We start from the raw sequence: 21,456 nt of genomic DNA, 5'->3' as shown, positions 1-21,456 counted from the left end.
TGAGGCGGCGGGCCGCCGACCACGGATTACCCAAGCGTATCGACCGCGGGGAACGAGGGGTACAGTTTTCGCTTCCCGCGAAGGGGCATGCAGGCGCTTTCGCGGAATCTTTGGGACAATGACCGCGTGAAAAATGCCCTATCGAAGCTCATGATCGTTCCCGAGAGTGTCACGAATGCGCGCCTGTACAGGCGCCGCCTATGGACGGTGAACCTCTCGGCGCTCGTGCTCGTCGTGATGACCGTGGTTGCCGCCGTGCTGCCCGCTCCCTACGTCGTCGAATCGCCCGGCCCCTCACTCAACGTGCTCGGCGAATACGAGGGCAAGGACATCGTGAGCGTCGAGAATCGCGATGGGGCCGCAAGTGAAGGCGAACTGCGCATGACGACCGTGTCGGTCCAGGGGTCTCCCGGCTATGACATCCCGCTCGCCGGTGTCATGTCCGCGTGGTTCGATCGGGACCGCTCGATCATGCCAGTTGAGGCTCTCTACCCGGACGATACGGATGCCGAAGACAACAGCCTTATGAACACGGTTGAGATGAACGGCTCGCAGCAGGAAGCGATCGCCGCTGCGCTCGCGAAGCAGGGCATTTCGTACTCAACGACGACCATCGTCGCAGGCGTGCGAAGCGATGGAGGGGCGGCTAATCGCCTCGAGCCCGGCGACGTCGTGCTCACGGTCAACGGCCAGCAGGTCACCGATGTCGCTTCGGCTGGAGAGGCCATTGGCCGCACGCCGCGAGGGCAGAAGGTAAACGTGACCGTGCGACGCAAAGGCGAAGAAAAGTCCTTCGCGCTCATGCCGCGCTACGAGGGGGAGCGGGCGCTTGTCGGCATCGTGCTCTCGCGCGGCTTCGAGTTCCCAGTGAAGGTGAACTTCGCGCTTGACGGGATCGGCGGGCCGAGTGCGGGCATGATCTTCGCCCTCGCGATCTACGACGAGATGACGCCCGGCGATCTCACGGGAGGCAAGAAGATCGCGGGCACGGGCACAATCGATGAGCAGGGCACGGTGGGCCCGATCGGCGGGATTCGCCAGAAAATGATCGGGGCGCGGTCCGACGGCGCCGAGTATTTCCTCGCCCCTTCGGACAATTGCGATGATGTCACCGGGCACATCCCCAAGGGCCTTCAGGTGGTCAAGATCGACACGCTTTCGGATGCCATCAACTCGGTTGAACAGATCGCTTCTACGGGTTCGATCAGGGGCCTGCCTACGTGCGGTTAGGCAGCGAGAACAGCGTCGGTACACGCACACGACACGAAGGAGAGGTTATGGCAAGCGCAAGGCGCAGGTCACAGGATTCGGTCACTCAGTTCACGGTGGTGTTCGACTTCGGAGGTGTGCTCGCCGCCCACCACAATCCCGTTCCGGTCGTTCACGCCGAAGTCGGTGGCGAGTACGAATCGGTTCGTGAGGTGTACTGGCGCGAGCGCGTGAAGCTCGACGGCGGGGAGATCTCGGTCGTCGAGTATTGGCGGGCCGTGTGCGAGGCCGGGGCGATCGGTGAGCCGACCGCCGAGGAGATCGAAGCCCTCATCGACCTCGATAACCGGTACTGGGGTCAGATCGCCAAGGGGAGTCGCGAACTTATTCACGATCTCGCGCGCAACTCGGTGCGAATTGCACTGCTCTCGAACACGAACGCACCCTTCGGCGAGTACGTGCGTCAGCAAGAATGGTTCGAGCCCTTTGAATTCGCGATCATTAGCGCCGAAGAGAAGGTCCAAAAGCCCGATCTCGAGATCTTCGAAATCCTCCTCGACGCGATTGCGCACGAAACGGGCGGCGTTGCCAAACCTCGCAACGTGATCTTCTTCGACGACCTGCAGTCAAACGTCGATGCCGCCCGCAAGCTCGGCATCGATGCCCACTATTGGCCGCGCAATGACCGCACGGTGGCGTCGGACACCGCCGCCGAACCCGACCGACCCGGCTGGGAAATCGCGCGTGAAATCCTTACCGAACGTGGGGTTCCGCTCGGCTGAAACGCAGGCGCCACCGTTAGACTGAAACCATTGTGCCCGCCGCTGCGGCTCGAGCCGGCGGCATGGCGGGGGAACCAACCCACGAGTCAAATGGAGAGACATTGGCAGAGTTCATCTACACCATGTACAAGGCGCGCAAGCAAGTGGGCGACAAGGTCATCCTTGACGACGTCACCATGAGCTTCTTCCCGGGCGCCAAGATCGGCATGGTTGGCCCGAACGGCGCGGGTAAGTCGACCATCCTCAAGATCATGGCGGGGCTCGACGAGCCGAGCAATGGCGAAGCGCGCCTCAGCCCCGGCTACAGCGTGGGCATTCTCCTTCAGGAGCCGCCGCTCAACGAGGAGAAGACCGTCCTCGAGAACGTCCAGGAAGGCATGGGCGAGCTTTACGCGAAGGTCCAGCGTTTCAACGAAATCGGCGAGCTCATGGGTGAGCCGGATGCGGATTTCGATGCGCTCATGGCCGAGATGGGCACTCTTCAAACGGAGATCGACGCCGCGAACGGCTGGGATCTCGACTCGCAGCTCGAGCAGGCGATGGACGCGCTTCGCTGCCCTCCGGGTGACGAGCCGGTGACGCACCTGTCCGGTGGTGAGCGCCGTCGCGTCGCGCTGTGCAAGCTTCTCCTCCAAAAGCCCGATCTGCTCCTCCTCGATGAGCCCACGAACCACCTCGATGCCGAGTCAGTTCTGTGGCTCGAGAAGCACCTGCAGAGCTACGAGGGCGCCGTTATCGCGATTACCCACGATCGCTACTTCCTCGATCACGTCGCCGAGTGGATCGCCGAGGTCGACCGTGGCCACCTCTACCCGTACGAGGGCAACTACTCGACCTACCTCGAAAAGAAGCAAGAGCGCCTCGAGGTTCAGGGCAAGAAGGACCAAAAGCTCCAAAAGCGCCTCAAGGAAGAACTCGAATGGGTTCGCTCGAGCGCGAAGGGCCGCCAGGCAAAGTCCAAGGCACGCCTCGCTCGCTACGAGGAGATGGCGAAGGAAGCCGAGTCGATGCGCAAGCTCGACTTCGAAGAAATCACGATTCCGCCGGGCCCGCGCCTCGGCAACGTCGTGATCGATGCGAAGAATCTTAAGAAGGGCTTCGGCGATCGCGTTCTCATCGACGGCCTGAGTTTCTCGCTCCCACCGAACGGCATCGTCGGCGTGATCGGTCCGAATGGCGTGGGTAAGACCACCCTCTTCAAGACCCTCGTGGGGCTCGAACCTCTCGACGGTGGCGAGCTCAAGGTCGGCGAGACCGTGAAAATCAGCTACGTCGACCAGAACCGCGAGAACATCGACCCCGAGAAGAACCTGTGGGAGGTCGTGAGTGACGGCCTCGACTTCATCGAGGTCGGCAAGGTTGAGATTCCCTCGCGTGCCTACGTGTCGCAGTTCGGCTTCAAGGGCCCGGACCAGCAGAAGAAGGCCGGCGTGCTCTCGGGCGGTGAGCGCAACCGCTTGAATCTCGCGCTCACGCTTAAGCAGGGCGGCAACCTGCTGCTCCTCGACGAGCCGACCAACGATCTCGACGTGCAGACCCTCAGTTCACTCGAAAACGCGCTCTTGAACTTCCCCGGCTGCGCCGTGGTCGTTTCGCACGACCGCTGGTTCCTTGACCGCGTTGCGACCCACATCCTTGCCTACGAGGGCACCGAGGAGAACCCCTCGAATTGGTACTGGTTTGAAGGCAACTTCGAGTCGTACGAGAAGAACAAGGTTGCGCGTCTTGGAGAGGATGCCGCGCGTCCGCATCGCGTGACGCATCGCCGCCTCACGAGGGACTAATAACGTCGCTCGCTCCTTTGAGCGAAGGAGTCGACCGAAAACCCCGGGACTTTCGAGGTCCCGGGTTTTCTTTGCCTTAACATCTGTGCTACTGTATTAAGTACGTAATACAGTAAGACAAGGTGGTGTGGATGGACTTCGATGCTTCGAGACCGGTGTGGGTCCAGCTGGTCGAGGAGTTCACGCGAAAAATTGCGGCGGGCGAATGGATTGCGGGCCAAAAGGTCCCTTCGACTCGCGACCTTGCCCTCGACTATCGCGTCAACCCCAACACCGTACAGAAAGCCCTCGCCGAGATGGACCGGCGGGGCCATACCAAGAGCGAGCGAACATCGGGGCGCATAGTGCTCGTCACTGATGACGCTACGGATGACCTCAAAACTAGCGAGAGTGAAGCGATTGCGGATCGTGCACTCGAGCAGCTCACGGGGCTAGGACTCTCGCCCCAGGATATTGAAACGCTCTTCCGTGAGCGTCTCTTAAATCACTCTCGAAAGGGTGAAAAACCATGACTTCGCAACTTTTGCGAGTAGACAAGGCTTCAAAGGCCTACGGGGCAACGATTGCCCTCGACAGCGTCGATCTCGATGTCGAGCCTGGGAGCATCGTCGGGCTGATCGGCGAGAACGGCTGTGGAAAATCGACCTTCCTCAAGGCAGTCGCGGGCCTCGTTCGACTGGATTCTGGTGAAGTGCGGGTGTGCGGCGAATTAGTCGGGCCACGATCGAAATCGATGGTGAGCTACCTGCCGGATCGTTCGGCGCTTCCAGCGCGCTTTACTGTCGAGTCCTGCATGCGCGTGTTTGGGCAGGTGTTCGCGGACTTCGACGAGGCTAAGGCGCGCGCGATCCTCAAAAACTTCGGTATAGAGCCAACGCGGCGTCTGCATGAACTTAGTAAAGGGCAGCAGGAAAAGGCGCATATCGCGCTCGCCATGGCACGCGACGCGCGGCTATTTCTTCTCGATGAGCCGATCTCTGGCGTTGATCCGCTTTCGCGCGAGCAAACGTTGCGCGAGGTGATCGCGGCTCTCGGCGACGACTGTTCTCTCCTTATTACTTCGCACATGGTGCAGGATCTCGAGTTGATCGTGGATCGGGCGCTTCTCATGCGCCGCGGTCAGATCGTCGACGATGTCTGTCCCGATGAACTGCGTGAACAGACGGGCGACGGGCTCGTCGAACGACTGAGGAAGGTGTATGGATATGAACGCACACGCAGATAGCATGAGGTTGCCTGGCTTCGGGACCATTGTGCGGCTCGATATGAGCCGCGTGTTACCGATGACAGGTATGGCCACGCTCGCAGGCATTGCGGTGGCACTCGCGTTCTCCGGCCTAGGGGCCCTCGTGGCGCCTCTCAAGCCGGTTGCTTTTGTGGGGGTATGGATGGCTGCGGGCCTGTTGGTCGCTGCGACCGGCCTAGTGCTTGCGGGGTATTTCTACGTGAGCATGGTGGGGCGTGAAGCCCCGGTCACTCGCACGTGGCCCGTCGGTGGGCTCGCCCTTTTGGCAGGGAAGCTCGTGAGCGGCGTGCTTGCTTTATTCGTATCGGTCGTGGGGACGCTCGTGATGGTGATTCTTTCGTTCGCGTGTCTTGCACCCAAAGGAGACCTCGCCCTCGGTGATCTCATGACCGGAGTCGGGCAACTATTCCGCGAGCACCCGGTGGTGTTGACGTGCGGGCTCATGTGGATAGTGCTTGGGGTCGTGTCGTTCCTCGCCTACGTGTATTTCGCCGTGCTTGTGGGAAGTAAGGGGTTCTTGGGCAGGCTTGGAGTCGCGGGGCCTGTGATTGTCGCGGTGTTCATGTGGGCCGTGGTATCGCAACTCGTGGGTGTGGTGTCCATCCTCATTCCCCTGTCGTTTAACGTCGACTCGTGGTCTATTGAGACGGTGAGCATCCTCGGCTCCATCATCAACGCTGTGAAGACAGATGCGGAGGTTCCACTGCTCCCAATCGCACTTCCTGTTCTCCAGAGCCTCGTCACGCTCGCGCTTCTCTTCTGGTGCGCGTGGGACTGCTCGAAAATCCGCGATATCCAGTAATGATCGCCGTGGTCGAGCCCGCCGCTAACCTCAAGCAAACTCCGCAAGAACTTTTCATGCGGAACATGCATGGTAAGCGGCGGGCTCGGCTACCTTAAGGGATATGAAGGCACTTCGTACTCTTTCCGTGACGTCAGAACTCCCCGCCGAGCTCGAGGGGCTTCGCACCCTCGCCTACAACCTTCGGTGGACCTGGAACGCCGAAACCCGCGACCTTTTCGAGGCGCTCGATCCGCGTGCGTACGAGGAGAGCAACCGCAATCCCGTTGTGCAACTCGGGATGGTGCCCGCGCGCCGCTACAGCGAGGTTGCGGCTGATCCGAAGTTCCGCTCTGCCCTCGAGGACTGCCTCGAGGATCTCGACACCTACATGACGAGTGAGCGCTGGTTCCAGAAAGAGGTGCCGGCCGCTCCGGCAATCGCGTACTTCTCGATGGAGTTCGGTATCACCCCGACCCTCCCGATCTACTCGGGTGGTCTCGGCATCCTCGCCGGTGACCACCTGAAGTCCGCCTCGGACCTCGGCGTCGACCTCATCGGCGTGGGTCTGCTTTATCAGTGGGGCTACTTCTCCCAGTCGCTCAACCGCGAAGGTTGGCAGCAGGAAAACTACAAGCAGAACGTCACTGAGGATCTCGCGGTCGTGCCCGTGACGGATGCCGACGGTGACCAGGTGTGCGTGAATGTCACGTTCCCCGGCGAGCGGATCATCACGATCGCTCTGTGGAAGGCCCAGGTGGGGCGCATCTCGCTGCTTCTCCTCGATACGAACGTTGAAGGCAACGACGAGGGCGCCCGCCAGATCACCGACCGCCTTTACGGTGGCGACCACTTCCACCGTATTGAACAGGAGATCGTGCTCGGCATCGGCGGTGTGCGAGCCGTCGAGCGGTTTGCTGAGCTCGAGGGGCGCCGCGAGCGAGACGTCTTCCACCTCAACGAGGGCCACGCGGGCTTCCTCGGCCTCGAACGCATCGGTCAGCTCATGGGTAAGGGCCTGAGTTTTGATGCGGCGCTCACGAAGACCCGTGCGGGCTCGGTCTTTACCACTCACACCCCCGTTCCCGCCGGTATCGATCGTTTCGATGCGGGCCAGCTGCGTCACTTCCTCGATGCGGACGGCAACGGCATTTCACGCCTCGTCCCGAATCTGCCGGTGGAGGCTGCGCTCGCGCTCGGTGTCGAGGATGGCGGGCAGATCTTCAACATGGCGCACATGGGGTTCCGCCTCTCGCAGCGGTCGAATGGTGTTGCGAAGCTCCACGGCGAGACGAGCCGCCGCATGTTCAAGGACCTTTACCCGGGCTTCGACGAGGCGGAGGTGCCGATCACCTCGATTACGAACGGTGTACACCGCCGCACGTGGATCTCGCGCCCCATGGATGCGCTGTACAAGAGCGTGTTCGGCGATATTGACCTGTCGGCGCGCAGCGACTGGTCGCAGCTTGGGACCTTGAGTGACAAGGCACTTCTCGATGTCCGAAATACGCTGCGCGCGAATCTTGTCGAGCGTGCGCGCGAAGATGTACGCCGTTCGTGGGTGCGCCGCGGTGCGCACCCGGGCGAGCTTGGCTGGGTTGATTCGGTGCTCGACCCGAACGTGCTCACGATCGGCTTCGCGCGTCGCGTCTCCACCTACAAGCGCCTCACGCTCATGCTGAGCCAGCCGGAGCGCCTGCGGGAAATCCTCCTCAACGAGGAGCGGCCCGTGCAGATCGTCGTGGCTGGCAAGGCACACCCCGCGGATTACCCCGGCAAGGAGTTCATGCAGCGCCTCGTGCAGTTTGCGGACGATCACGGCGTGCGCCACCGCATCGTGTTCCTCGCGGACTACGACATTCGCATGGCGCAGTACCTCGTGTCCGGCTCGGACGTGTGGCTCAACAATCCAATTCGCCCGGAGGAGGCCTCAGGCACCTCGGGCATGAAGGTTGCGCTCAACGGCGGTCTCACGTTCTCGACCTCCGACGGTTGGTGGGATGAAATGGCCACCGACGACGCGGGCTGGACGATCGAAACCGTCGACATCGAGGATCGCGCCGAGCGCGACCGCCTCGAGGCGGAGAGCCTCTACAACATTCTCGAGAACCGCATCGTTCCGCTGTTCTACGACAGGGACGAGAGCGGCGTTCCGGCGAAGTGGTTGCAGATGGTACGCAATTCCCTCATGGAAATCGCGCCGAAGGTGACCGCGACTCGCATGGTGCGCGATTATGTCGAGCAGCTGTATGCGCCGGCATCGCAGTCGGTTGCGCTGTTTGCGAACGATGAGGGTCTTTCTCACGAGTTCGCTGAGTACAAGCAGCGGCTCGCGCAGGGCTGGGGTGGCGTGAGTGTTCGCGAGGTCGAGGATTCGGTTGACGGTGATGTTCTCGCCGTGAGCGCGAGTGTTGAGCTCGGGGAGATCCATGCCGACGACGTCCAGGTCCAACTTGTCGTGGGCTCCGCGAACGAGGACGGCGAACTTGAGGATCCCACCACCGTGGCGATGACGCAGGGCGTGGATGGCCGCTATGCGGCCGAGCACCCGCTCGAAACCCTCGGGTCGGTGGGCTACACCGTGCGCGTTGTGCCCTCGCATCGCGTTCTTGCTCACACCGCTGAGCTTGGCCTAGTGCACGTCGCACAGTGAATGGGGTGTACGCTGGCATAGCTTGTCGTTAGGTCGGGCATAAGTATCGACCTCAAGGTGTCAGAGAGTATCGGGTGGAAGGAGTCGATCGGATGATGCGGCTTCGCCACCCGATTCTTTCGTGGCTCTTCGTGTTGCCCGCGGCGATAGGTGTGTTTGCCTTTATTCTCTTGCCGGTTGTTGTGGCCTTCGGGCTTTCACTGACGAACTGGGAGATCGTTGGCTCGCACGACTTCATCGGTCTCAAGAACTACGAGATCCTGTTCACGGGTGACGCCCTGTGGAACTCCTTGTTTGTCACGCTCCTTTTCACCCTCATGAGCGTGCCTCTCGGGATTGCGCTCGGGCTACTCCTCGCGATCCAGCTCAATAAGATGTTCCCCGGGTCGACTCTGTTCCGGGTGATCGTCGTGATCCCGTGGGTGTGCGCGCCGGTTGCGATCGGCGTCGTGTGGAAATGGATCTACCAGCCCACCTACGGCGCCCTGAACGCGCTGCTTGGAACTCGAATCGAATGGTTGAGTTCGCACACGCTCGCCCTTCCTGCCGTGGCGTTCGTTGCGGTGTGGCAGGCCGTCGGATATAACGCGCTGTTCTACCAGGCCGGGCTCCAGAAGATCCCGCCGTCGATTTACGAAGCCGCTGAGCTCGACGGTGCGGGCAGCATCCGGAGGTTTTTCGCGATTACGCTGCCCCTTTTGAATCCCACGACGTTCTTCGTGGCGCTCACGCAGATGGTTGCGAGCTTCCAGGTGTTCGACACCGTGTATTCGCTGACCGGGGGAGGGCCCGGCGATAGCACCCAGGTCATTGCCTCGCTCATCTACAACGAGGCGTTTGGTGCGGGTCGGCTTGGGCGGGCTGGGGCCGTTGCCGTGATCCTCTTCGTCATCCTCGCGGCTCTCTCGTTTATTCAGCAGCGGTTCTTTTCGAGCCGCATCACCTACGACATGTCCTGAGGGCGGTGTCTATGAAGAAAAAGTCGGTGCTTTCAGCGGTCGTGGCGTACACGATCCTCATCGTTGCTGCCGTGCTTACACTCGCGCCGTTTTCGCTGTCGATCATGACGGCGCTGCGTGCCCCCGGTGACTTCCTGCGCCAGGGCCCCATTCATCTTCCGGACCCCGCGACGATCGAGAACTTTTCGGCGCTTTTCACGGGGTCCCATAGCTTTGTGACCCCGTTTGCCGTGACGACGCAAATGGTCGCGGTGATCCTTGTGGGGCAGATCGTTTTTTCCATTCTCGCGGCCTACGCGTTTGCGTATCTGCAATTCCCCGGTCGTGACGTGCTGTTTTGGGCGTTTATTGCGACCTTGCTTGTTCCGCAGGTCGTGGTTGTCGTGCCTCTTTTCCTCGCCTTCCAGCAGATGGGGCTGCGCAATACCTTCTGGGCGCTCGTGTTGCCGTTCGTGTTTGGTAGCCCCTACGCCGTGTTTTTGCTCCGTGAAAATTTCCGGAGCGTGCCTCAAGAGCTGCTGGATGCGATGCGCGTTGACGGCGCGGGGCATCTGCGGATGATTCGCAGCCTCGTGGTGCCCCTCAACCGTCCGATCATCGTGACGCTCATCGTGATCACCGTGGTGACCCACTGGAACTCCTTCATGTGGCCGCTCATCATCACGACGGGGGACACGTGGCAGACCCTTACGGTTGCGACCTCGGCACTCAGTACTCAATACAACAACAATTGGACGATGGTCATGGCGGCAACGACGCTCGCGATGATTCCGCTCATCCTCCTGTATCTCGTGTTCCAGAAGCAGGTAGCGCAGTCGATCGGTGGAACCGAACTGCGATAAACATCGCTTATGGCATCCATAAATATCCGGTATGCTCGTGCGTTAACAATGTGCAGGGCACGAGGGTGCCCGCACGACCGTTGAAGAAAGGCCATCACATGGTTTCACGTCGCACAGTTCTCTCCGGTGGACTCGTAGCCTCCGCGGCCGCGGCACTCGCCGCGTGCTCGCCGTCAGATTCGGGCTCGTCCGCGAAGAAGGGCTCGGGTGCCGACGCCGGGGCGCTTAAGTTCCGCATTTGGGATAGCACGGCGAAGGCGGCATACGAGGAGTCGCTCAAGAAGTTCACCGAGGAATCAGGGATCAAGGTCGAGGTCGAGGTTGTTCCGTGGGACGACTACTGGACGAAGTTGCCTCTCGATCTCTCTGACGGCGCTTCGGACAGCGCCCCCGATGTGTTCTGGCTGAATTCCGCGAGCTTCACCCAATTCCAGCAGGCCGGAGCGCTCGTCGATATTTCGGAGAAGCTCGGCGGGTCCGTGAAGGACTGGGAGAAGGCTGTCGTTGACCTGTACACCCGCGACGGCTCGCTGTGGGGTGTTCCGCAGGTCTGGGACTCGATCGCTCTCTTCTATAACAAGAACCTCACCGACGCCGCTGGCGTGGACCCCACGACACTCGCCTTCGATCCCACCGCCGGCTCGGATGCCCTTCGCGATGCCGCCACCGCGCTCACGAAGGATGGCGTGTTCGGTTTCAATGCGGCGTGCGATCGCCAATCCATCATTGGCCCCTTCCTGAGCTCGAACGGTGCCGAGTGGCAGGATGCCAACGATATGTACGCATTCGATTCAGAGCAGGGCGTCCAGGTGTTCTCCTACCTCGCTGCGCTCGTCAACGAACTCAAGGTTGCGCCTTCGGCCGCTGACACCAATACGAACGGCGATTTCGCGCGTGACCTGTTTATTCAGGGTAAGCTCGGCCTCTTCCAGAGCGGCCCGTTTAGCCTCAAGACGATCCACGACTCGGTCGACGGCGCCTTCGAGTGGGCTATCGCCCCCATGGTGGCAGGCCCGAAGGGGGCGAAGTCGCTCGTGCACGGCGTGGTTGCCGCGGGTAACGCGAAGCGCGAGGACCAGGAGTCGGTTGTGAAGCTTCTCGAATGGCTCGGCTCGAAGGAGGGGCAGCTGCCCCTGGGTGAGCAGGGAATTTCGTTCCCCGGCCACGTGGATGCGCAGCAGTCCTTCGTGGACTTCTGGAAAGAGCAGGGCGTCGACGTCGAGCAGTTCATCGAAGCGGCGAAGAATCCCGGCCCCGCGGATACCGGCGCAAAGTCCCTCGCCGGCCTTAATGCCGTAATGCCCGTCTTCCAGGAGATCTTCGCGGGCAATCTCTCCGCCGAGGAAGGCGTCAAGAAAGCCCAGGAAGAGGGCAACGCCGCAATGGCGTGATGGCGTCGTGTACCGATGTCATGAAGGGGAAGCAGTGCAAAAGCGTGCTGCTTCCCCTTTTCTGTACCTGTCGACAGTCTCGATCAGGCGAAACTCCACGGCTCGCGGGTGTTCGTGCGGAGCCGGTAAAGGCTCGTGGTGGCCGTGATGAAGAGGTCCTGGCCGTCCTCCCCGCCGAAGCAGAGATTAGACACAACCTCGGGAACGGGCGCGTGGGCGATCAGAGAGCCGTCGGAATCGAACACGCTCACCCCGTCCCCGCCGGAGGACCACACCCGGTCCTCTTCGTCGACGGTGATGCCATCGGGAACCCCGGCCGCGGGGCAGGCAAACGGACGCCCGCTGCCCTTGACGACCGCGTTGTCAGCGCCGAGGTCGAAGGCCCAAATATGGTGACGGCCCGCGCTATCCGTGACGGATTCGGGGGCGTTCTCCTCGGGTTTATCGGGGTTATCGGCGGTGTTCGTGACGTACAGGCGTTTACCGTCGCGGCTAAAAGCGATGCCATTCGGGCGGCTCAGTTCGGTCACAACGGCCTCGAGGTCGCCGTGGTGATCAAGCTTGAACACGTACGAGCGCCCGTACTCCATCTCGCCCGGCTGCCCCTGGCCCTCGCTGAGGATCCCGTAGGGAGGGTCGGTGAACCAGATCGTGTGCTCGATCGGGTGCACGGCAACGTCGTTAGGGGAGTTGAGGCGCCCGCCTTCGAAGAAGTCGATGAGCATTTCCGCATCCATGAACGGCACGAGCGGCGCCTTATCGAGCGAGCGGGTCCCGTGGTTGCATTCGACGACTCCCAGGTCGGGATGGTGAGCGCGGCCATTGGCGTAGTTGACGCCGCTTTTCCACACGAGCGTTTCGCCGGTTGCGGGGTCGAGCTGGATGATGCGGTTGTTCGGGATGTCGCTAAAGCGCACCACCTTCTCGAGGGGGTACCACAGAGGGCCCTCGGCCCAGGCCGCGCCGGTTGCGACCTTCTCGACGCGGGCGCTCGGATCAAACGGCGGGGTGGTCACTGTCCTTCACCTCCGTGCGGATACGGAACATGCCCTCTTGGTTCACGGTCGCGACGAGCGAGCCTTCGCGCGTGTAAATCTGGCCAACGCTGAGCGAGCGGCCGCCGGTCGCGGCAGGGGAGCGCTGCACATACAGCAGCCAGTCGTCGACGTTGACATCCGAGTGGAACCACATCGAATGGTTGAGAGTGGCGACGCGCAGGCCGGGCGTGAGCCACGTGAGGCCCTGGCGGCGGATGGTCGGCTCGAAGGGAGTGTAGTCGCTCGCATACGTCAGGAACGCTTCATGGGTGAGCGGGTCGCGGGTGTCGATCGGGGTGAGAGCACGCATCCACACGGCCTGCTCGGCGCGCTTTTCAGGGTCCGGATTGAAGTACAAAGAGCCGGTCGCGTTTCGAATGTCCACGGGGCGCTGGTACGCCATGAACTGCGCGAGCGGGTGGTCTACCCGGCCCAGTTCGTCGCGTGTGCTCGGGAGGATGTCGGGGGAGTGGTCCGACGCCACCTCGTCCACGTGGTGCACTCCTTCTTGGCGTTCCTGGAACGAGCCATTCATCGTGAGGACGAGGTTTCCGCGCTGCGTGACCTCGAGTGCGCGAGTGGAGAACGACCCGCCATCTCGGAGCGTGCGTACGGTGAAGGTCAGCGGCTCACTCGCGCGAGCGGGCTCGAGGAACGATGCGTAGGTCGAGTGCACACGGCGCCCCTCCGGCACGGTGCGCGCCATTGCGATCAGGGCCTGCGCCATCATCTGCCCGCCAAACACGTGCCCGCCCGGCTGGGGGAGCGAAGTCCCCTCAAATGTTTGCTCGGGCCCATCGATTTTCCGAAGCTCGAAATGATCGAGGAGGCTGCGGGTCACGGCTGCTGGCTCAGGAATCGACATGCGCCCATCTTAACGAAGGGCGCATGAACGCCTTCCTAATAAAAGTTGAGGGTATCGACAACATTTGTGAGGGGTGTGCCGTCGAGGAGCGCCGTCGCGTTGCGTGCCACGATCGCCGCGATGCGCATCCCCTCCTGCGCGCTCAGGGCTGCCGAGTGTGGGCTGAGGAGAACCTTTTCGTGATCCCAAAGTGGGTGCTCGTGAGGGAGGGGCTCGCGCTCCACCACGTCGAGTGCAGCGAAATCGACGGTGCCGTCGTCGAGGGCATCGAGAAGCGCAGCCTCGTCAATCACGCTTCCCCTGCCGACATTTGTGAGGATCATGCCCTTCTTCATCGAAGAAAACGCCTGCCGATCGAGCATGTGGCGAGTCTCGTCCGTGCCGGGAAGCGTCACCACGACGGCGTCGACCCTCGACAGCGCGTCGTGAAGGTCAGCGAGCGGCACGATGCGGTCCACGTTCTCGACAGCGCGGCCCGAGCGCGAGGTTCCCCAGACCTCGGTGCCGAAAGCCTTGAGCCGGGAGGCGACAGCCTTGCCGATACCGCCAAGACCGAGCACGAGAACCGTCATTTCATCGAGGTGGCGAGGGTGTACGCGAATGGTTGGCCACACGTGCGCACGTTGATCATCTTCGAGGCCACGAAGGTTCTTCGCCCCAGCGAGTAGTCCAAAGATTGCGAACTCCGCAAGGGTGCTGCCGTGCACGCCCGCCGAGGTTGTAAACGTGACGCGTTCAAGCGCTTCAGAGCTGAGATGCGCAGCTTTCACCTGTGCTCCGCCGCCCGCAGCCATCGTGTGAACCCAGCGGAGCCGAGGGTTGCTTCGCACGAGCTCTGCGAGCTTCGCGGGGCTATCGTCAGGAAGGCCCACGACGGCATCGGCGCTTTCGAGGATCTCCTGATACGCCCGCTCGTCTGCATCAGAGCGCGTGAAAGCCGGATCGCCCACCCAGTCGGAGTCGTACCGGCGCGGACGCGCAAGAGCTCCGGTGCGAACGAGCCTCACGCGAGGTTCGCGCTCGCGGATCAACGCGCATTCGTCTTCGGGGAGGTCGACGGCGATGGCGAGGGTCAGGCGCTGGTCGTTCGAGCGTGGCATGAGGTCTCCTTTCGCTCCTTCAATCCTAGGGGGAACGCACTGGTGAATCCTCTACAGTGGTGGGGAAAACTAGCGCCGCACACCAAAAGGAGACTTGTCGTGAGCCAGACCCCGCTCATCATCATGGGCGTGCAGGGCACGGGAAAATCCACCGTCGGAAAGGCCCTCGCTGACCGTCTAGGGCTGACGTTCATCGACGGCGACGATCTTCACCCAGCGGCCAATAAAGCCAAAATGGCTTCGGGAACTCCGCTCACCGACCAGGACCGCGCTCCATGGCTGGACGCGATCGGCGAGACCATCGCGCGTGAGCGCGCGAAAGGCGTCACGTGCGCGATCGTGTGCTCCGCGCTTAAACGCCGCTACCGCGATCAGCTGCGCTCCTTCGCACCGGATCTCCAATTCGTGCACCTTGCGGGAAGTCGAGAACTCATCGCTGGGCGCATCGCGCACCGTCACCACGAGTACATGCCCGCTTCGCTTCTTGATTCCCAGTTCGCGACTCTCGAACAGCTTGACGACGACGAAGCTGGCATCATCGCGAGCATAGAACAGCCCGCGAAGGACGTCGTCGAGAACATCATCACCGGCCTCAATGACGGCACTCGCACCTGCTAGGCGCGCGGCAAGGATCTATGCAGGGTCAAAAGCTAGGTTGGCGCCATGATTTTCATTAACGTGAAATACCAGGTCAAGCCCGAAGAGACCGCCACCTTCCTCGAAAAACTTGCGGATTACACGAACGCGTGCCGCGCGGAGGAAGGTTGCCTCTTCTTCGAGTGGTACCGCAGCACGGAGCGCGAAAACGAATTCCTCCTTGTCGAGATGTACCGTGACGCCGAGGCCGGAGAGAAGCACGTCAACGCCCCGCACTTCCAGGCCGGCCTGGATGCCATGCGCCCGCTCATCTCTGAAACTCCCGAGATCATCTCGAAGGACATCGAAGGTGAAGGCTGGGGTCCCATGGGTGAACTCGCGGATTAAGTCCCAACCGGTGCCACCTCTCACGTGAACGTGACTCACCAGCCCTTTCCCGTGGTACCGTGACTCGTTTGCAAATATTCGCGAGATGAGTCAAAGGATGTGAACGATGAGCGCGTGGGACGTCTTTACCGACCTCGGCTGGATGGGCCTTCTGATCCTCATCGGTGTGCTTTTGCGCGCCTGGGTCAAGCCGATTCAGTCTCTCTTCTTGCCCGCCGGCCTGATCGCCGGGCTTCTCGGCCTTATTCTCGGCCCCAACGTCTTGAACATCATCCCGTTCAGTAGTTCCGTCCCCATCTACTCCTCGATCCTGATCGCGGTCGTATTCGCGGCGCTTCCGTTCACCTCGAAAATCGCGGGACTCGGCAACGTGTTTCGTGCCGTTCGCACCATGTGGTCCGTCTCCCAGGCCATCTCGGTTCTCCAATGGGGCTTCGGTCTGATTTTCGCCCTCGGCATTCTCAGTTTGTTCTTCAATGACCTGCCCGACGGCTTCGGCTTGCTCCTCGCAGCCGGCTTCATGGGCGGCCACGGCACGGCAGCCGCGATCGCCGACGGTTTTGGCAACACATGGCCCGAGGCACTTTCCCTCGCGATGACGTCCGCCACGATCGGCATCATCCTGTCCGTCGTGGGCGGAATCGCGATCATCAAGGTCGAATCGATGCGCGGCAACACGGCCTACCTCAAGGACTTCAAGTCCCTTCCGAAGGATCTTCGCACGGGCATCATCGCCGAAGAGAACCGCGAATCGATTGGTGTTTCTCCCGTATCCTCGACGAGCCTGGACCCGATCACCTACCACCTGGGGCTGCTCTTCATGATTGCGGCCTTCGCCTACATGTTCACCTCGTGGGCGAATAGCCAGGTCGAGTGGCTGTCGGTTCCTACCTTCAGCGTCTCGTTCCTCCTCGGGTACGTCGTGCTGTTCGTTCTCAAAGCATTCAAAGCGGAAAACGTCTTCGAAGGGAAAATTTTTGAGCGTGGAAGCGGCATGTCAACCGACCTGCTCGTGGCCTTCGGCGTAGCCTCGATCGATCCGAAGGTCGTGGCCTCCTACTGGCAGCCGCTACTCATTCTTATCCTCGCGGGCACCTTGTTCGTGCTTGCCTACTACGTGTTCGTCTCCAAGAAACTCTTTGCCGATCACAAGGTTGAGCAAGGCATTTTCACGTGGGGCTGGAACACCGGCACCGCCGGTATGGGCATGGCGCTCCTGCGCATCGTCGATCCCGACATGAAGTCCAAGACGCTCGACTACTACGGCATCGCCTATATCCCGATCGGCTTTGTCGATATCGCGACCATCGCAACGCTCCCGGCTCTAGTTCTCGCGGGCGCCTCGTGGTGGGTAGCGCTTGCGCTCACGCTCGCGGGCGTCATCATCCTCGCGCTCGCGTTTAGGCGCCGCGAGCCCGCGCCCACGACGAGCATGATTGAAAGCGTCGGCGTGCACGGCACGTTTGACCACAGGGCAGAATAAGGCTCGTCGCACTCGTGCCTTTCCTCGATATTCCCGTACCCGTCAGGTGGAGTGACCTTGACGGGTACGGGCATGTTAATAACACCGCGTATCTGCGGCTGCTCGAGGAGGCCCGCACGAGGGCCTTTTGGCGGCCGTCGGACACCGAGCTCGCGAATGGCGCCCCCGCGTACCCAACCGCGCTCACAGAGCTGTCGCCGGGCGGTGCCTTCCACACGCTCGTGGCCGCCCACACGATCGAGTACGCGCGCCAGCTCGGTTACCGCCGGGACGGGGTCATCGTGCGCACGTGGATCTCGAAGCTTGGGGGAGCGTCGCTCGACCTCGACTACGAAATACTCACGGCCGACGAACTGGAGCGGCCCTACGCGATCGCGCGCACGACGATCGTGATTGTCGAGGCCGAAACCGCGAAGGCCGTGCGCATGCCCACACGGCTACGCACGGCCCTCGAGAGCTTCACAAGCGCGCCGCTGACATTCCGGCGCGCGTAGCGCGTTTTTCTACGCCGACTCCTGGAAGCGCGGGAGCGCAAACTCGATGCCCCGCTTATCGAACTCGGCGCGAAGGCGCTTGCGGATCTCGCGCTCCACATCCCACTGCTTGCCGGGGATGGTGTCGGCAGTGATCCGGCGCTGGTAGCGAGCACCGTCGACCGAAAGAATTCCGGTGGCCTGGGGCGCGCCGACAATGAGCTTCGACCACTTTTGATCGGCCTTGAGCGTATCGAACACGGCGTGGATCGCCTCCGTCACCGCAGCATCATCGGCGCTGCTCGCGATATCGAGTATGACGAACGCTGTTCCGAGGCCGCGCGAGTAATTGCCGAGCGAAATAATCTCCCCGTTGCGCACCGTCCACAGGACGCCGTTGAGGCCGCGCACCTGGGTGACGCGCAAATTCACGTTTTCGACGGTTCCCTCGGCGAACTGAAGATCGACGTAATCGCCGACGGCCACCAGATCCTCGAACAGCATGATCACGCCCGCAAGAACGTCCTTAATGAGCGTTTGCGCGCCGATACCGGCGGCCAGGCCGGCAACACCAAGCGAGGCGATGATCGGCGCGATGTTGACGCCCACTTGCGCGAGGATCATGACGAACGCGATCGACCAAATGACGACGCTCGCGACATTCTTCGACGCCGTCGAGAGGGTGTCCGCACGCTGCTTGCGGCGCTCCTCGTGGGCGGCGGCGAGGCCGGCATCGGGGTGCTTCTTCACGACGACGTTGGTCATGCGCGAAATACGCGAACCTGATTGGTACATCGTCTGAAAAATGCGATTGACCAGTATGCCCACCACGAAGCGCACGAGTAGGGCGACCAGAATGATCACGAGGATCGTGACGCCATTGGAGAGCAGCCACTGGCCTATCCGGTCCACGAGCGAGAAAGCCTCTTGGGTCGTGGTTTCTGCCAAAAAGTTCATGCCCCCACCGTAGGAGGGAAACCTTGAGACGGGCATGAAAAGGCGGCCCCACCGATGGTGAGGCCGCCCACGGTTTCCGACGGTGGCCGCGCCCTCAGCGCAGCCTCCTCAGCGGACTACTTGTCGGCGTTTTGGACGCGCACCGCACGCGCGACGGAGTCGCGACCCTCGAGGACGGGGCGGCGCATGCCGTAGATCGCGTCTTCATGCGAAGCGAGCCACTCGTCCGCTTTCGCGACGATCTCTTCGCTCGGGTACTGGCCCGGGAAGTAGCCCTGGATAAGACGGTTCGCGATCTCGCTCGAGCGTGACGCCCATGCCTTCTCGATCATCTCGAAGTACGGATCGATGTACGGCGCGCGCAATTCCTCGCTCGCGCGGTTGAAGCCCACGATGGCGCAGGTGAGGTGCTCGTTCGCAAGCGTGTCCTCGCCGACGGTCTTCTTCCACGCTGCTGCCTTCGCCTCGGCAGTGGGGATCGCGGCCTTCGCCGTGAGGGCGCTCTTACGGCCGTTTTGCGTGTCGTCGCTCGCGAGTACCTCGTCGATTCCGGCCTCGTCGATAGCGCCGAGAGCGGCGAGAGCGATGGTGATCTGCCACTTGAGGTCGGTATCGATTTCGCGGTCCGCGAGGGTGAGAGATCCTTCGAACAGACCCTTGACCGTGTCGAGGTCGTCCTTGCCGGCAAACTGCAGATACGACTCGAGGAATTGGAGCTGCTGATCGCTGCCACCGTCGGCCCCCTGCGTGAGCTCCCACAGAGCCGACGCAACCTTCTTCTCGCGCTCAGCGCGATCAGCCGGGGCCGCGTAGCGCGTGCCCACGAGGTCCAGACGCCCGAGGAGCGTGCGCAGAACCGAGGAGTCCTTTTCGCGGTCGATGTTCTTCAGGAGAAGATCGAGGTAGCGGCGGCTCGGAAGTTCGGCGTCTCGCGTCATGTCCCACGTGGCGCTCCACACGAGGGTGCGAGCGAGCTCGTCGTCGATATCGCGCAGGTGCTCGAGGGCGAACGCGAGCGAATCGTCGTCGAGGCGGACCTTCGCGTAGGTGAGGTCCTCGTCGTTGATGAGCCACAGGTCGGCCTTCTTGCCCGCGAGATCCGCGATCTCGGTGCGCTCACCGTCGATGTCGGTCTCGACGCTCACGGTGCGGGTCACGACGCCGCCCTCGAGGCTGTAGCCGCCGATCTTGAGTCGGTGCGGGCGGATCGTGGGGTGCTCGCTCGCGGCGGACTGCAGAACTGCGAACGACGCGACGGTGCCGTCGTTATTGCGATCAATCTCGGGGCGGAGCGTGTTCACGCCGGTCGTCTCGAGCCACAGCTTGCTCCACGAGCGAAGGTCGCGGCCGCTCGTGGCCTCGAGCTCGTCGAGCAGATCATTGAGGGTCGTGTTCTGCCACTCGTACTTCTTGAAGTACGCGCGAAGACCCTTAAAGAACGACTCCTCACCGACGTATGCGACGAGCTGGCGCAGAACCGAGGCGCCCTTCGCGTAAGTGATGCCGTCGAAGTTCGTCTCTACCGCGTCGAAGTCCACCATGTCGGCCACGATCGGGTGCGTGGACGGCAGCTGGTCCTGGCTGTAGGCCCAGGCCTTTTCCGAACCAGCGAAGGTCGTCCATGCGTTCGTCCAGCGAGTAGCGCGCGCAGAAGAGAGGGTCGAGGCGAACTCAGCGAAGGACTCGTTGAGCCACAGGTCGTCCCACCACTTCATCGTGACAAGGTCGCCGAACCACATGTGAGCGAGCTCGTGGAGGATCGTGAGGTCGCGGCGTTCGCGGATTGCGTCCGAGACGGCGCTGCGGAACACGTAGCGCTCCACGAACGTCACGGCGCCCGGGTGCTCCATCGCGCCCATGTTGTATTCGGGCACGAAGATCTGGTCGTAGGTCGGGAACGGGTAGTCGTAATCGAAGAGATTCTCGTAGAACTCAAAGCCCTGCTGGGCGATCGAAACGATGTACTCGCCATCGAGGTACGGGGCGAGAGACGCGCGCGCGTAGACACCCGCGGGGATCTCGCGGCCGTTGCGGGAGGTGATCGTGCCGTCGTAGCCCTCGTACTTGCCTGCGATGAGAGCCGTCAGGTAGGTCGAGATCTTCGGTGTTTTTTCGAAAGTCCACGTGGCGATCGGCTGACCGTCGGAATCCTCACCGGCCGGGACGGGCTCGGGGCTCGGGGCGATCGAAATGACGCGCCAGTGGGCGGGAGCGGTGATCGTGAAGGCGAAGGTGGCCTTGAGGTCGGGCTGTTCGAAGTTGGCGTACATGCGGCGGGCATCGGACACCTCGAACTGGGTGTAGAGATACACCTCGTTGTCGACCGGGTCGACCATGCGGTGCAAGCCTTCGCCCGTGTTCATGTAGGCGCCGTTGGCGCGGATGGTAATGACGTTCTCGCCGACCTTGAGCGCGGGAAGCTGGACGCGCGCGCCGTCGAAACGTTCGCCGGGGTTGTCGAGGGTCTCGCCGTTGAGGGTGATCTCGAGGACTTCGGGAGCGATGAGGTCGACGAAGGTTTCGCGAGCCTCGGTGGCGTTGACGTAGATGGTGGATTCCGTGAGGAATGTCTTGGGGCCCTTGGTGAGGTCAAGCTTCACGTCGTAATGGGAGGTGCTGAGGAACGAGGAGCGTTCCTGCGCCTCGGCGCGGGTGAGATTTTCAGAGGTCATTCTCGAATTCTCCTAGGGTTGAGGGGGCCGCATCGCGTGCGGGTCCCCTCCATCTTCGCATCGCAGGGTGGGAGCGGGTGGGGTGAATGCACGGACGTGAGGGCTGGGCGAGCGGGTAGTGCCCGGCCGCCCGGAGGGATAGGGAGTCCGACGCCGAAGTAGTTTTTGCAATGGTTTAGTTTCTTAAAGATCGTTTCTGACCAGGGTTTCTTTTGCGCGTGGCGCTGGTAGGGTTGTC

At 62.0% G+C, this 21,456-nt stretch carries 19 protein-coding genes; 14 read left to right on the top strand and 5 right to left on the bottom strand.

Annotated elements, in window-relative coordinates; translation table 11 throughout:
* Positions 1-126: 126 nt before the first annotated feature.
* The 10 genes from E6X30_RS04045 to E6X30_RS04000 all read left to right on the top strand — a co-directional run bounded on the left by E6X30_RS04045 (position 127) and on the right by E6X30_RS04000 (position 11,647).
* Entirely contained in the window at positions 127-1,230 is a 1,104-nt protein-coding gene (locus E6X30_RS04045) for a PDZ domain-containing protein (protein ID WP_172620174.1), read from the top strand.
* Between the two features lie 47 nt (positions 1,231-1,277).
* Positions 1,278-1,991: an HAD family phosphatase gene (locus E6X30_RS04040; RefSeq protein ID WP_016664210.1), complete on the top strand. Its 714-nt coding sequence runs from the start codon at positions 1,278-1,280 to the stop codon at positions 1,989-1,991.
* Positions 1,992-2,092: 101 nt separating this feature from the next.
* Entirely contained in the window at positions 2,093-3,775 is a 1,683-nt protein-coding gene (gene ettA / locus E6X30_RS04035; protein ID WP_016664211.1) for an energy-dependent translational throttle protein EttA, read from the top strand.
* A 131-nt stretch (positions 3,776-3,906) separates the two neighbouring features.
* A complete protein-coding gene (locus E6X30_RS04030) occupies positions 3,907-4,287 on the top strand; it encodes a GntR family transcriptional regulator (RefSeq protein ID WP_016664212.1) in 381 nt (126 codons plus the stop codon).
* Entirely contained in the window at positions 4,284-5,000 is a 717-nt protein-coding gene (locus E6X30_RS04025) for an ABC transporter ATP-binding protein (RefSeq protein ID WP_061211227.1), read from the top strand. Before E6X30_RS04030 ends, E6X30_RS04025 begins: the two co-directional genes overlap by 4 nt.
* Positions 4,981-5,823 (top strand): hypothetical protein, encoded by an 843-nt coding sequence (locus tag E6X30_RS04020; RefSeq protein ID WP_147594899.1) that lies wholly within the window; start codon positions 4,981-4,983, stop codon positions 5,821-5,823. The genes E6X30_RS04025 and E6X30_RS04020 overlap by 20 nt, the downstream gene beginning before the upstream one ends.
* Before the next feature lie 103 nt (positions 5,824-5,926).
* Positions 5,927-8,455, top strand: a complete 2,529-nt coding sequence (gene glgP / locus E6X30_RS04015; RefSeq protein WP_016664216.1) for an alpha-glucan family phosphorylase — start codon at positions 5,927-5,929, stop codon at positions 8,453-8,455.
* Positions 8,456-8,547: 92 nt separating this feature from the next.
* Positions 8,548-9,414 (top strand): carbohydrate ABC transporter permease, encoded by an 867-nt coding sequence (locus E6X30_RS04010; protein WP_016664217.1) that lies wholly within the window; start codon positions 8,548-8,550, stop codon positions 9,412-9,414.
* 11 nt (positions 9,415-9,425) lie between these two features.
* Complete coding sequence (locus E6X30_RS04005) at positions 9,426-10,256, top strand: carbohydrate ABC transporter permease (RefSeq protein WP_016664218.1); 831 nt, start codon at positions 9,426-9,428, stop codon at positions 10,254-10,256.
* A 98-nt stretch (positions 10,257-10,354) separates the two neighbouring features.
* Complete coding sequence (locus tag E6X30_RS04000) at positions 10,355-11,647, top strand: sugar ABC transporter substrate-binding protein (RefSeq protein ID WP_016664219.1); 1,293 nt, start codon at positions 10,355-10,357, stop codon at positions 11,645-11,647.
* 83 nt (positions 11,648-11,730) lie between these two features.
* Here the strand turns inward: E6X30_RS04000 and E6X30_RS03995 are convergent, their stop codons facing one another.
* Genes E6X30_RS03995 through E6X30_RS03985 form a run of 3 tightly spaced genes read right to left on the bottom strand, consistent with a single transcriptional unit; the run spans position 11,731 to position 14,649 of the window.
* Complete coding sequence (locus E6X30_RS03995) at positions 11,731-12,663, bottom strand: SMP-30/gluconolactonase/LRE family protein (protein WP_016664220.1); 933 nt, start codon at positions 12,661-12,663, stop codon at positions 11,731-11,733.
* Entirely contained in the window at positions 12,644-13,549 is a 906-nt protein-coding gene (locus E6X30_RS03990; RefSeq protein WP_316335766.1) for an acyl-CoA thioesterase domain-containing protein, read from the bottom strand. The genes E6X30_RS03995 and E6X30_RS03990 overlap by 20 nt, the downstream gene beginning before the upstream one ends.
* 35 nt (positions 13,550-13,584) lie before the next feature.
* Positions 13,585-14,649: a D-2-hydroxyacid dehydrogenase gene (locus tag E6X30_RS03985; RefSeq protein WP_016664222.1), complete on the bottom strand. Its 1,065-nt coding sequence runs from the start codon at positions 14,647-14,649 to the stop codon at positions 13,585-13,587.
* Between the two features lie 99 nt (positions 14,650-14,748).
* Between E6X30_RS03985 and E6X30_RS03980 the strand changes: the two genes are divergently transcribed.
* From E6X30_RS03980 to E6X30_RS03965, 4 genes are all read left to right on the top strand, one after another.
* Positions 14,749-15,267 (top strand): gluconokinase, encoded by a 519-nt coding sequence (locus E6X30_RS03980; protein ID WP_016664223.1) that lies wholly within the window; start codon positions 14,749-14,751, stop codon positions 15,265-15,267.
* A 45-nt stretch (positions 15,268-15,312) separates the two neighbouring features.
* Entirely contained in the window at positions 15,313-15,633 is a 321-nt protein-coding gene (locus E6X30_RS03975; protein WP_016664224.1) for a putative quinol monooxygenase, read from the top strand.
* Between the two features lie 106 nt (positions 15,634-15,739).
* Positions 15,740-17,116: a sodium/glutamate symporter gene (locus tag E6X30_RS03970; RefSeq protein ID WP_016664225.1), complete on the top strand. Its 1,377-nt coding sequence runs from the start codon at positions 15,740-15,742 to the stop codon at positions 17,114-17,116.
* A gap of 14 nt (positions 17,117-17,130) precedes the next feature.
* Entirely contained in the window at positions 17,131-17,610 is a 480-nt protein-coding gene (locus E6X30_RS03965) for a thioesterase family protein (protein WP_016664226.1), read from the top strand.
* A gap of 9 nt (positions 17,611-17,619) precedes the next feature.
* Here the strand turns inward: E6X30_RS03965 and E6X30_RS03960 are convergent, their stop codons facing one another.
* Both E6X30_RS03960 and pepN read right to left on the bottom strand, forming a co-directional pair.
* On the bottom strand, positions 17,620-18,546 hold the full coding sequence (locus tag E6X30_RS03960; protein ID WP_016664227.1) for a mechanosensitive ion channel family protein: 927 nt from the start codon (positions 18,544-18,546) through the stop codon (positions 17,620-17,622).
* A gap of 116 nt (positions 18,547-18,662) precedes the next feature.
* Positions 18,663-21,218, bottom strand: a complete 2,556-nt coding sequence (pepN, locus tag E6X30_RS03955; RefSeq protein ID WP_070459856.1) for an aminopeptidase N — start codon at positions 21,216-21,218, stop codon at positions 18,663-18,665.
* Between the last annotated feature and the right edge of the window lie 238 nt (positions 21,219-21,456).

It is taken from the genome of Dermabacter sp., from assembly GCF_032550575.1.
GTDB classification, from domain to species: domain Bacteria; phylum Actinomycetota; class Actinomycetes; order Actinomycetales; family Dermabacteraceae; genus Dermabacter; species Dermabacter hominis.
The sequence above is the reverse complement of the archived record's forward strand: the minus strand, read 5'-3'. Positions and strand labels throughout refer to the sequence as shown.

Excerpts from the sequence above, each read along its gene's own strand:
- E6X30_RS04020 (WP_147594899.1), top strand. The coding sequence starts at position 4,981 with ATGAACGCACACGCAGATAGCATGAGGTTGCCTGGCTTCGGGACCATT.
- pepN (WP_070459856.1), bottom strand. The coding sequence starts at position 21,218 with ATGACCTCTGAAAATCTCACCCGCGCCGAGGCGCAGGAACGCTCCTCG.
- glgP (WP_016664216.1), top strand. The coding sequence starts at position 5,927 with ATGAAGGCACTTCGTACTCTTTCCGTGACGTCAGAACTCCCCGCCGAG.
- E6X30_RS03990 (WP_316335766.1), bottom strand. The coding sequence starts at position 13,549 with ATGTCGATTCCTGAGCCAGCAGCCGTGACCCGCAGCCTCCTCGATCAT.
- E6X30_RS04040 (WP_016664210.1), top strand. The coding sequence starts at position 1,278 with ATGGCAAGCGCAAGGCGCAGGTCACAGGATTCGGTCACTCAGTTCACG.
- E6X30_RS04005 (WP_016664218.1), top strand. The coding sequence starts at position 9,426 with ATGAAGAAAAAGTCGGTGCTTTCAGCGGTCGTGGCGTACACGATCCTC.
- E6X30_RS04030 (WP_016664212.1), top strand. The coding sequence starts at position 3,907 with ATGGACTTCGATGCTTCGAGACCGGTGTGGGTCCAGCTGGTCGAGGAG.
- E6X30_RS04025 (WP_061211227.1), top strand. The coding sequence starts at position 4,284 with ATGACTTCGCAACTTTTGCGAGTAGACAAGGCTTCAAAGGCCTACGGG.
- E6X30_RS03970 (WP_016664225.1), top strand. The coding sequence starts at position 15,740 with ATGAGCGCGTGGGACGTCTTTACCGACCTCGGCTGGATGGGCCTTCTG.
- E6X30_RS03985 (WP_016664222.1), bottom strand. The coding sequence starts at position 14,649 with ATGCCACGCTCGAACGACCAGCGCCTGACCCTCGCCATCGCCGTCGAC.
- E6X30_RS03975 (WP_016664224.1), top strand. The coding sequence starts at position 15,313 with ATGATTTTCATTAACGTGAAATACCAGGTCAAGCCCGAAGAGACCGCC.
- E6X30_RS04000 (WP_016664219.1), top strand. The coding sequence starts at position 10,355 with ATGGTTTCACGTCGCACAGTTCTCTCCGGTGGACTCGTAGCCTCCGCG.
- E6X30_RS04010 (WP_016664217.1), top strand. The coding sequence starts at position 8,548 with ATGATGCGGCTTCGCCACCCGATTCTTTCGTGGCTCTTCGTGTTGCCC.
- E6X30_RS03960 (WP_016664227.1), bottom strand. The coding sequence starts at position 18,546 with ATGAACTTTTTGGCAGAAACCACGACCCAAGAGGCTTTCTCGCTCGTG.